Here is an 11,034-nt window from a genome sequence, read left to right as displayed (position 1 = left end):
CACACGGCGGGTGCTAACGTCCGTCGTGAAGAGGGAAACAACCCAGAGCGCCATCTAAGGTCCCAAAGTGTATGTTAAGTGGGAAACGATGTGGAAAGGCCCAGACAGCCAGGAGGTTGGCTTAGAAGCAGCCATCCTTTAAAGAAAGCGTAATAGCTCACTGGTCGAGTCGGTCTGCGCGGAAGATGTAACGGGGCTAAACATACCACCGAAGATGCGCCTGCGTACTTTGTATGCGGGGTAGGGGAGCGTTCTGTAAGCCGTTGAAGGTGATTCGAGAGGGTTGCTGGAGGTATCAGAAGTGCGAATGCTGACATAAGTAACGATAATGGGAGTGAAAAACTCCCACGCCGGAAGACCAAGGGTTCCTATCCCATGTTAATCAGGGTAGGGTGAGTCGACCCCTAAGGCGAGGCGGAAACGCGTAGTCGATGGGAAACGGGTTAATATTCCCGTACTCGACATGAATGCGATGGGGAGACGGAGCAGGCTAGGCAGGCATGGCGTTGGTTGTCCATGTGAAAGTAAGTAGGTTGGAGACTTAGGTAAATCCGGGTTTCCTTAAGACTGAGATACGAGACGAGCTACTACGGTAGTGAAGTTGTTGATGCCATACTTCCAGGAAAATCCTCTAAGCTTCAGTTCATGTGGAATCGTACCCCAAACCGACACAGGTGGTCAGGTAGAGAATACTAAGGCGCTTGAGAGAACTCGGGTGAAGGAACTAGGCAAAATAGTACCGTAACTTCGGGAGAAGGTACGCTGCTGACGGTGAAGGGACTTGCTCCCGGAGCTGTTGGCAGTCACAGTAACCAGGTGGCTGGAACTGTTTATTAAAAACACAGCACTGTGCAAAATCGCAAGATGACGTATACGGTGTGACGCCTGCCCGGTGCCGGAAGGTTAATTGATGGGGTTAGCGGCAACGCGAAGCTCTTGATCGAAGCCCCGGTAAACGGCGGCCGTAACTATAACGGTCCTAAGGTAGCGAAATTCCTTGTCGGGTAAGTTCCGACCTGCACGAATGGCGTAATCATGGCCACGCTGTCTCCACCCGAGACTCAGTGAAATTGAATTTGCGGTGAAGATGCCGTATACCCGCGGCTAGACGGAAAGACCCCGTGAACCTTTACTATAGCTTGGCACTGAACATTGAACCTACATGTGTAGGATAGGTGGGAGACTTAGAAGCAGGAACGCTAGTTCTTGTGGAGTCGTCCTTGAAATACCACCCTTGTAGTTTTGATGTTCTAACGTAGGTCCCTAATCGGGATTGCGGACAGTGCCTGGTGGGTAGTTTGACTGGGGCGGTCTCCTCCTAAAGAGTAACGGAGGAGCACGAAGGTTTGCTAAGTACGGTCGGACATCGTACGGTTAGTGTAATGGTAGAAGCAAGCTTAACTGCGAGACGGACAAGTCGAGCAGGTACGAAAGTAGGTCATAGTGATCCGGTGGTTCTGAATGGAAGGGCCATCGCTCAACGGATAAAAGGTACTCCGGGGATAACAGGCTGATACCGCCCAAGAGTTCATATCGACGGCGGTGTTTGGCACCTCGATGTCGGCTCATCACATCCTGGGGCTGAAGTCGGTCCCAAGGGTATGGCTGTTCGCCATTTAAAGTGGTACGCGAGCTGGGTTTAGAACGTCGTGAGACAGTTCGGTCCCTATCTGCCGTGGGCGTTTGAGAATTGAGAGGGGTTGCTCCTAGTACGAGAGGACCGGAGTGAACGAACCGCTGGTGTTCGGGTTGTCATGCCAATGGCACTGCCCGGTAGCTACGTTCGGAATCGATAAGCGCTGAAAGCATCTAAGCGCGAAGCGAGCCTCGAGATGAGTTCTCACTAGAGCTATAAGCTCTCTGAAGGGCCGTTGGAGACTACAACGTTGATAGGTTGGGTGTGGAAGCGCTGTGAGGCGTTAAGCTAACCAATACTAATTACCCGTGAGGCTTAACCATACAACGCCAAAGTGGTTTGTATGAAGCACTGATGAATAGCAAGAAGTTAGATAGCACTGAAGTAGACAAATTGAATATCAGCCTTCCGAATTTATGGTTCTGAATTTATCAACACCTTCCATGGCGTTGACCCTAACGGGCCGCACTAAAGTGCGTTAAATTTTGTTCCAGACAAAATTTTGCTTGGTGACAATAGCGTTTTGGACCCACCTGATCCCATTCCGAACTCAGTAGTGAAACGAAACAGCGCCGATGGTAGTGTGGGGTTACCCATGTGAGAGTAGGACATCGCCAGGCTCCTAATAAGAGAAACCCGTTGCAGCAATGCAGCGGGTTTTTTGCTATGTGCGTTTTAAATTATCAGAGTTAAGTTACATTTTTAAATTACATTGTATGTTTTTATTTAAAAAAGCAGATAATAAAGACATTTTTTAGGGCATGTTAATGGTTAGCCTATTCCTTCGGTTTTGTTCCTCATCTTCTTATTTCGGATAAATACATTTCATGGTTATGCTGCGCTAACTAAAGATTTTTAAGGTTAACAACTTGGACTGTCGCTAATAGCTTACCTTTTACCTGTGAAATAGAGCTTATTTAAGCTTGAAAGCAACTTCCTGAGAAGGATTTATTATTCTGTATGGATGTTATTCAATTAACTCTGAGAATATTAATGTCATGAATTAGGGGTAATAAAAAACGCGTAATAGGACTATTACGCGTTGGTATTAATTTATATTCCAGACTAAAGCTTTAGAAAACGGCTCTGACACTAAGTGCAAAGCGGCGATCAGTAGTGAAACTAAGTGCCTGTGTTTGAGTGCCAGATTGATCCAATTGATATTTTGTTTTGGTTTCAGTCGCAAGCAGGTTACTTCCTTCAATTCCTATTTTCCAGCTTTTATTAATCGTGTAATAAAGGCTAGCATCCATCATGCCTGAAGCTTCTGCATAAGCAGGTACAAACTCTTCTGATTCACGCAGTGTGAGAAGGTACTCTGAACGCCAAGTATAAGCGAGGCGAAATGATATATCTTCATATTCATACATACCGATAATATTAAGGTTTTGATCTGAGTAGCCCTGCAGTGGTAAGCCACTAAATACGCGGAAGGTATTGCGGTTATCGGCAATAGGGTTGCCATTTTCATCAAAACCTAACGTACCCTTTGAGACATCATTAGGATCTTCTAAGCCATTTTGAGCAATGTAAGTGTAGTTAAATTGCATCCCCAGGCCACTCCATGCGCCGGGCAGCATGTCGTAGAATTGCGAATAAGAAAACTCCGCTCCTTTAATTGTTCCTGAACCCGTATTGGCGGGTCCATATGCTGATATATCATAGTTCTCACCATTGTAAGCAACATCTAAATCAAAAGATTTATTACGAATGATATTGTCTAATTTTTTATGGAATAGGCCAAATGTGATATACCCAGCAGGTGCAAAATACCACTCTGTTGTTAAATCTGTATTAATAGCTGACTCTGGTTTTAAGTAAGGATTACCAGAGAGTGCGGTGAGCTCGATATCATCAATACCCACTACAGGATTATTGGTTTCATCATAATCGGCCCCGGGTGTTTGTAGGCGACGAGTATAATCTAAGTTAATAATACTTATATTGCGAGCATCAACCAAGCTTGGATAATACAACGCTTTAGATGCGCCAAACCGAACGACTACATCATCAGACACGCCAAAGCTTAAGTTCAAGCTTGGTAGAATTGTGTTGTAATCAGTCCCATTGACCGTACTGAGTTCAGATTCACCAGTGGCAAAATCGTAATAGCGTTTATATTGTGGTTGTTGCATCACAGCGTTGAGAGATGAATTTGGTTCGCCACGTTTGATTTCTGTAGGCTGCACTAAAGCACCCGTCGACTTTAATTTGTAATTCACATAACGCAAGCCAACATTACCGACTACCGGAATATCTTGAAGTGTGAAATCGAAGTCACCACGGACATAAAATTCGGTTCGTTTTTCGTTAGTTGAGCTGATGTTATGAGCAGCATATGGACCTTCAACTCGGTTTGGTTTATCGGTATAAGGCACGTAAGTACCAGAACAAGTCCCATTATTTGCTGCGCTATTTGTTGCATTATGCCAGCCATCTTTACAACCTTGACGTAATGAATCGGCATAGTTTTTCACTAATTCCATGCGTGGAAATAAAAAGTTATTTACCCCCCCTTTTAATACATCGCCATTGTAATAATCCGAAAAATCAACACGTTCAAATAGTTCTGGACGGTTAACTGCAGACGCTGCGTTTCGATCAGCTTGAACCCAAGGAGTACCGATGGCAGACCAGCCTTCATAATCGGTATCACGAACTGTTAAGTCTTTATCTGATGTATAAAAACCTGATTTAATGTTCGTAAAAGTGCCATCTAACTCATAAGTGAAATCTAGCTTGAAACTGTCTGCTTTTGCTGTGTTATGTTCAACTTGCTCCATACCGCTGCCAAGGAAAAGATTAGGGACAGGGCCATTCCAATCTTCGTTTGGTGAGTAGCCAGGCGTTAAAATATTATCACTGAGGAATTCAACTGTCGGGCGTGAGCCGCGCATATCCAAAAAATAAGGCGATACAACGTGAACATGGTTACCACGAGTTTGACCTGACATGCTGTAATTTTGAACCGCTTTGTCAGAATCAATATGTTGATAATCTAAGTTAACGGTTAAACGGTCGATTGGTTTGATGGTTACTTTAAATGAAGTGTCTTTGACGGTATTTTCATTATAGTTCCAGCGACTACGATAAAAGAATGGTGTTTCAGGGCTGACACCAAGCGCTATACCTGATGTAACAAACCCATCGTCAGTTGTTAAAGGAAAGCCATTGTCAGCATCATTTTTCCAATTTTGCGATGACCCCATATATCCTTTAAAGCCTTGAGCTGCTTGCCCTATTTGGCGTTCATTCCACTCTAATGATGCTTTTGAATTAATGTGCTCTAATGTCGCTACAATAGTTTCATCTGTATTGGCCCATTGTAGAGAAGTGGTAAATCCAGTGCGTTTTCTGTCATTGGTAGCGGTACTCATGTGAATAGCAACTGGTACATGCCACACGCTGCCAGCTGGCTGACCTGGAAGTGCTGGGCCATCAACGGGAGAGCTAGGATCAATACCTATAATACCGCCCCATTGATCGGTTGTTGGAATAAATGAATCACCACGAGAGTGGAAGTTGCCTAAGCCAACACCATCACCTCGAGTTTGGTATTCTGATTGAGAACCTGCGATTAAAAAACCAAATTTACCGGCTTTTGTTTCCCAGTTGTCAGAAAATAAAGCAGAGAATGAAGGCGTTACTTCATCGCGAAAATCGCCATAGTTCGCTTTTGCATTGAATGAAATTAAGCGCTCAGTTGTATCAAATGGTTTTCGTGTAATAAGGTTGACCGTGCCAGCAATTCCGCCAGAAATAAGGTCGGCAGTTTGGTTTTTGACCACCTCTACCGCTCCAAGCAATTCTGCTGGAAAGTCTTCATAGCTTAAGCCACCTGATGGATTTGCACTAAAGGCGTCTCGGCCATTTACTTCTGAACGCACACGATCTAAACCACGAACTAAAACACCTGTACCTTCATCGGCATAATGTTTTGGATCGTCAGATGATGCAAAGCGTTCAATCGTAACGCCTGGTACGCGCTGTAGCGCTTCGGTAACTGATTTATCTGGCAGTGCCCCGATATCAGATGCAGTAATGACATCTTTTACTGTATCAGCATAACGTTTTAAGTTTTGCGCACTAAAAATACTGCCGCGGATCCCCTCAACTTCAATGACTTCGATAGGCTCTTCTTTTTTTGTCTTGCTGACATCGTTGTCATTTTCTGCAGTTGTTTCAGCTGAAAGTAATAAAGGGCATAAACCGAGTAATGCTGCTGTAATTGCTAGATTGAGTTTGGTGCGCCGTGATACGTTGGTATTATTTTTTATTGTTAACTCTGACATGTTGTTATCTCTTATGTTTTCCATCATAACCTGTGCTGCCTTAGTAATAGGTGCTATAGGCAACGCTATTATTACGCTCGGCATGACAAACTGATATGCCGCTAATTTTAAAATCAGAATAAAAAATAACAATTTATTGTGATTTATGTGTTACTTTTTAACATAAATTTACAAAAAGTAAACAGGTTTAATACCGATTATGTGCACTTCATAATAAAAATTTAGTTAACCTGAGTTCTGTATAAGAGATTTAACTGCGCATTGAATTAACAATAAATCTTGAGGTTATCTATCTCTAGTTTGATATTTTAAAGGTTAGCAAGGCGGATTGGCGTGCAGTTTAATCCAATGCAGTTAGCATTAAAAATAAATGCCTGAGAGTGATTTATTATCCAGTATTGAGGTTGGTTATCAGAGTTTGTACATGCATCTAAAGGGCGATAATGCGGAATTAATATTTTTATGAATGTTTGAGTAAATTTATTTCAATTATTTTATTGTGAATAAAAAAACGCAGCCTAGGGCTGCGTAAAAGTTTCATGATGGATCTGTAATTGCCGAGGTTAGATGCCGTCGCCATCAATATGTAAGCCACATTCACGGTTTAGACCAAAGAAACGAGTTTCTTCTTCTGTCATTCCGGGTTCGAGTTTACGAGTTGTGTGTACATCGCCCATAGACACATAACCATGCTCCCAAAGTGGGTGGTATGGTAATTCATGTTTTGTTAGGTATTGGTAGACATCGCGGTTATGCCAATCAATGATCGGATAAAACTTTACGGTGCCACGGCTTAGCTCAACAATATTTTTATCAGCGCGGGTTGATGATTGACCACGACGCAAGCCACTATACCAAGTACCGGCGTTAAGGTCTTTTAATGCGCGCGTCATTGGCTCTACTTTATTTAAGTAGTTATATTGCTTTAAACCTTCACCCTCTTGCTCCCATAACTTGCCATATTTGGCTTCTTGCCATGCTGGACTATGTATGGAACGGTAGACTTTAAGATTCAAATTCAAGCGTTCAGTTAATGAGTCAATAAACTGATATGTTTCAGGAAATAGGTAACCCGTATCGGTTAAAACCACAGGAATATCTGGTTTTTGGCTTGTAAGTAAGTGCAACATAACAGCCGCTTGGATGCCAAAACTAGATGATAGAAAATGGGTGTCTGGGAGATTTTCAAGCGCCCAAGCGACTCGTTGCTCTGCTGTTTTATCAGCAAGCAGCGCATTCGCTTCAGCCAATAGTTCGGTTTGGCTTTGCGAGTCAAGCGTTAAAATTTGTTTGAAAGTATTCATATCATAATCCAGTTTATATTTGCAGTGTGCTAAGCACACTGCAAATTAGCTTTATGCGTAAAAATCAGTCTTACTGACTTTTACTTCAGCAATTACGCCAGTACGAATGACGAAATCACCAAATCCTTCATTATCAAGGCGTTCAGTAGCCCAGCGACCAATCAGTTGGTCAAGTTCTGCTAAAATCACATCTTCTGCTACGTTTTCTTTGTATAATTTAGGGATACGAGTACCGGCTAAATTTCCACCTAAATGGAAGTTATATTTGCCAGGCCCCTTTCCAACTAAACCGACTTCAGCCAGCATGGCGCGACCACAACCATTTGGGCAGCCAACAACACGTAAAATAATGCTATCTTGTGCAACATTATGTTTTGCCAGTAATACTTCTACTTTTTCAATTAAGCTTGGTAAATAACGCTCAGCTTCAGCCATGGCAAGTGGGCATGTTGGTAAAGCAACACATGCCATAGAATTGAAGCGTTGAGCAGTGTGGCCGTCATCAATTAATCCGTGTTCACGAGCAATTTGCTCGATGATCGCTTTTTGATCCGCAGGTACGCCGGCAACAATTAAGTTTTGGTTAGCTGTCATGCGGAAATCACCTTGGTGAATTTCAGCAATTTTGCGACAACCTGTTTTTAATGGCTGATTTGGGTAATCTAAAATACGACCATTTTGGATGAATAAGGTTAAGTGGAATTTACCATCAATCCCTTCAACCCAGCCGATACGGTCGCCGCGTGTTGTGAACTCATAAGGGCGGCTTGTTTCAAACTGTATGCCCGCACGCGCTTCAACTTCAGCTTTAAATTCATCTGAACCAAAGGTATCTAAGGTGTATTTCGTTTTCGCATTTTTACGATTTACACGGTTACCCCAATCACGTTGAACAGACACAACATGCTCTGCAATTTTTAGGGTGTGTTCTAAAGGAATATAACCAAAATCATCGGCCTTACGCGGGTAAGTATCGGTATCGCCGTGGGTCATTGCTAAACCACCACCGACTAACACGTTAAAACCAATTAATTTGCCATCTTCAGCAATAGCAACAAAGTTTAAGTCGTTCGCATGTACGTCCACTTCATTATTCGGTGGAATGGTGACCGTGGTTTTGAACTTACGTGGTAAGTACGTTGAACCTAAAATTGGCTCTTCAGTTGTTTCTGACTTTTCACCATTTAACCAAATTTCGGCATACGCTTTAGTGTGCGGCAACAAATGCTCAGATATTTTAATTGCCCACTGATAAGCTTCTTGATGTAGTTCTGACTCAACAGGATTAGTCGTACACAGTACGTTACGGTTTACGTCACCCGCTGTTGCAATTGAATCAATACCAACGCTATCAAGCATTTGGTGCATATCTTTAATATTTGGCTTTAATACACCGTGAAACTGGAACGTTTGGCGGGTTGTTAAGCGGATGCTGCCATAACTTGTTCTTTCTTCAGCAAAAGCATCAATCGCTAACCACTGCGCTGGCGTAATGATCCCGCCAGGCATACGCGCACGTAGCATCACATTATGTAACGGCTCTAACTTTTGTTTTGCACGTTCAGCACGAATATCGCGGTCATCTTGCTGGTACATGCCGTGAAAGCGGATAAGTTGGAAGTTATCAGCGGTGAAACCACCGGTAATCTCATTTTTTAAATCTTGTTCAATCGTGCCGCGTAAAAAGTTACTTTGCGTTTTTAAGCGTTCGTTATCAGCAAATTTTGCATTTGGGTCTTGCTTGCTATTTGGCTTGCTCATTTTTATTCCTAGAATTCAATACAGTGACGGTTGCGTGATATATACAAATTAGTACACATCTTTCTGATAGCGATTCGCGCTGCGCAAAGATTTTAAGTATTGCTCTGCTTCTTCTGCGCTTTGGCCGCCATGCGTTTGGATAATTTCAATTAAAGCTTGGTGAACATCTTTCGCCATACGGTTAGCATCACCACAAATATAAAAATGTGCGCCTTGTTCAAGCCATGCAAATACTTGTGCACCTTGTAAACGTAACTTGTCTTGGACGTATACTTTTTCGGCTTGATCGCGGCTAAAAGCGACATCACAATGTGTTAATAAGCCTGACTTTAAGTAAGCTTGAATTTCAACTTGGTATAAGAAGTCTTGGGTAAAGTGTGGGTTACCAAAAAACAACCAGTTTTTACCTGCAGCACCTTGGCTGTCGCGCTCTTGTAAAAATGCACGAAAAGGAGCAATGCCAGTACCTGGGCCAACCATAATCACCGGTGTATCAGCATTAGTTGGTAAGCGGAAATTATCATTGTGCTCAACAAATACCTTTACTTTAGAGCCTGCTTCAGCTCGGTGTGCTAGATAACCTGAACAACCGCCTAAATGTTGGCTGCCAAACGCTTCAAATTCGACAACACCTACAGTTAAGTGAACTTCTTCTTCTACTTCAGATTGGCTTGATGCAATTGAATACAAGCGCGCTTGTAATTTGCGCGCACAATCGGCAAGCGTTTGTGCTGCAACAGCCGCTGGATATTGACGCACAATATCAAAAATTTGGCGTGGTTCGATAAACTCACGCATCGCTGCTTTGTCGGCAGCTAAAGCTAACAGCTCGGCATTGTTGGTTGCTAAAGCGTATTTTTCTACGAACCCAGGGTAAGACTGAGTAAGTTCTAATTTTTCAATCAGAGCTTGGCGCAGTGGTAAGGTTTCATCACCAACCGATACTTGCGTATCAGCATCGTTACCAGTTAATGCTAATAATTCGTCAACTAAGACTTCATCATTTAAAAAATACACACCTAAAGAGTCACCTGCGGTGTAGGTAATGCCTGAATCTTCAAGGGAAATTTCTACATGACGTACATCTTTTGTTGAATCGCGGCCAGTAATTTTTTGTACTAATGCAAGCTCTGCACTAAACGGGTTTTGTTTAGTGTATTGGCTTGCGGCTGCAGTACTGCCAAATGTATTCATCGGAATAACGTGGGCTGAACTGCTCGATTGTGCTTTTAAATCAGGCTCAAATGCATCAAGAGTGGTATTAATCCAATCGGCAGCAAGTGTATCGTAATCCACATCTAAATCGGCACGGCTCACAATCGCTGTTGCACCTAGATTTTGTAAGCGTGTTTCAAAGTCGATAGCGGTTTGGCAGAAAAACTCATAGCTAGAATCGCCTAAACCTAAAACTGCAACTTTTACACCCTCTAGTTTAGGTGCTTTTTTAGAGCCTAAAAATTCATGAAGGTTTTCAGCATCTTCAGGCGGCTCACCCTCGCCATATGTTGAAACAACAATGGTAATAAACTTTTCTTTTTTCAGGTTATTTGCTTTGTAGTCAGCCATGTTCACAAGATTAACCGCGAAACCACGCGCTTGGGCTTGTTCTTTAAGTTTTGACGCAACACCTTTGGCGTTGCCTGTTTGTGAACCATATAAAATTGTTAGGGTTGCGGCTTGTGCTGCTTGAGTCGTTACGGGTGTTGCTAAACCACCAAGAGCTGCAGAGTTTGCGTTTGCTGCCAAATAGCCACTGACCCACGCTTGTTGAATTGGGTTTAGTTCAGCGACCAAACCTTGCAGTTTTTGTACTTGCTCTTGTGTCAGTGGACTTGCAGCCGCTGAAAGTTGATTTAACAACATGTTTTATACCCCATGAAACCGAATTTCTCTATGAATGATGTCACCAACACTCATAGAAATGATAAATATGCTGCCCGAGAATGACTGGAACATTCAGCTTTATAAAAAGGGCAAATCTGAGTGTGAAGAATACTCCTGCCGCTGTCAGAGAAACAATAATAGAAAATGCTTTGTTATT

4 protein-coding genes and 2 rRNA genes (1 of these 6 running past the window's edge) are annotated in these 11,034 nt (G+C 42.8%); 2 read left to right on the top strand and 4 right to left on the bottom strand.

Annotation, left to right across the window (positions count from 1 at the left end; translation table 11 throughout):
* Both AC3KZC_RS16565 and rrf read left to right on the top strand, forming a co-directional pair.
* Nucleotides 1-1,959 (top strand): 23S ribosomal RNA (locus tag AC3KZC_RS16565) (it extends 928 nt beyond the left edge of the window).
* A 182-nt stretch (nucleotides 1,960-2,141) separates the two neighbouring features.
* Nucleotides 2,142-2,256, top strand: a 5S ribosomal RNA gene (gene rrf, locus AC3KZC_RS16560).
* 453 nt (nucleotides 2,257-2,709) lie between these two features.
* Here the strand turns inward: rrf and AC3KZC_RS16555 are convergent.
* The 4 genes from AC3KZC_RS16555 to AC3KZC_RS16540 form a co-directional block, all read right to left on the bottom strand.
* Nucleotides 2,710-5,928 carry a TonB-dependent receptor gene (locus tag AC3KZC_RS16555; protein ID WP_490580332.1) on the bottom strand — a complete coding sequence of 1,073 codons (3,219 nt, stop codon included), beginning with the start codon at nucleotides 5,926-5,928 and terminating at the stop codon, nucleotides 2,710-2,712.
* A gap of 563 nt (nucleotides 5,929-6,491) precedes the next feature.
* A complete protein-coding gene (locus tag AC3KZC_RS16550; protein WP_490580331.1) occupies nucleotides 6,492-7,232 on the bottom strand; it encodes a phosphoadenylyl-sulfate reductase in 741 nt (246 codons plus the stop codon).
* A gap of 51 nt (nucleotides 7,233-7,283) precedes the next feature.
* Nucleotides 7,284-8,993, bottom strand: coding sequence for an assimilatory sulfite reductase (NADPH) hemoprotein subunit (gene cysI / locus AC3KZC_RS16545; protein WP_490580330.1), 1,710 nt, complete (start codon nucleotides 8,991-8,993; stop codon nucleotides 7,284-7,286).
* Nucleotides 8,994-9,041: 48 nt separating this feature from the next.
* On the bottom strand, nucleotides 9,042-10,856 hold the full coding sequence (locus AC3KZC_RS16540) for an assimilatory sulfite reductase (NADPH) flavoprotein subunit (protein ID WP_490580329.1): 1,815 nt from the start codon (nucleotides 10,854-10,856) through the stop codon (nucleotides 9,042-9,044).
* Nucleotides 10,857-11,034: the final 178 nt, after the last annotated feature.

It is taken from the genome of Pseudoalteromonas sp. J2K-J031, from assembly GCF_058197095.2.
Note: the sequence above shows the minus strand (reverse complement) of the source record. Positions and strands in the feature narration are given on the sequence as shown.

Coding starts and splice junctions, on each gene's coding strand:
- AC3KZC_RS16555 (WP_490580332.1), bottom strand. CDS start 5,928: ATGTCAGAGTTAACAATAAAAAATAATACCAACGTATCACGGCGCACC.
- AC3KZC_RS16550 (WP_490580331.1), bottom strand. CDS start 7,232: ATGAATACTTTCAAACAAATTTTAACGCTTGACTCGCAAAGCCAAACC.
- cysI (WP_490580330.1), bottom strand. CDS start 8,993: ATGAGCAAGCCAAATAGCAAGCAAGACCCAAATGCAAAATTTGCTGAT.
- AC3KZC_RS16540 (WP_490580329.1), bottom strand. CDS start 10,856: ATGTTGTTAAATCAACTTTCAGCGGCTGCAAGTCCACTGACACAAGAG.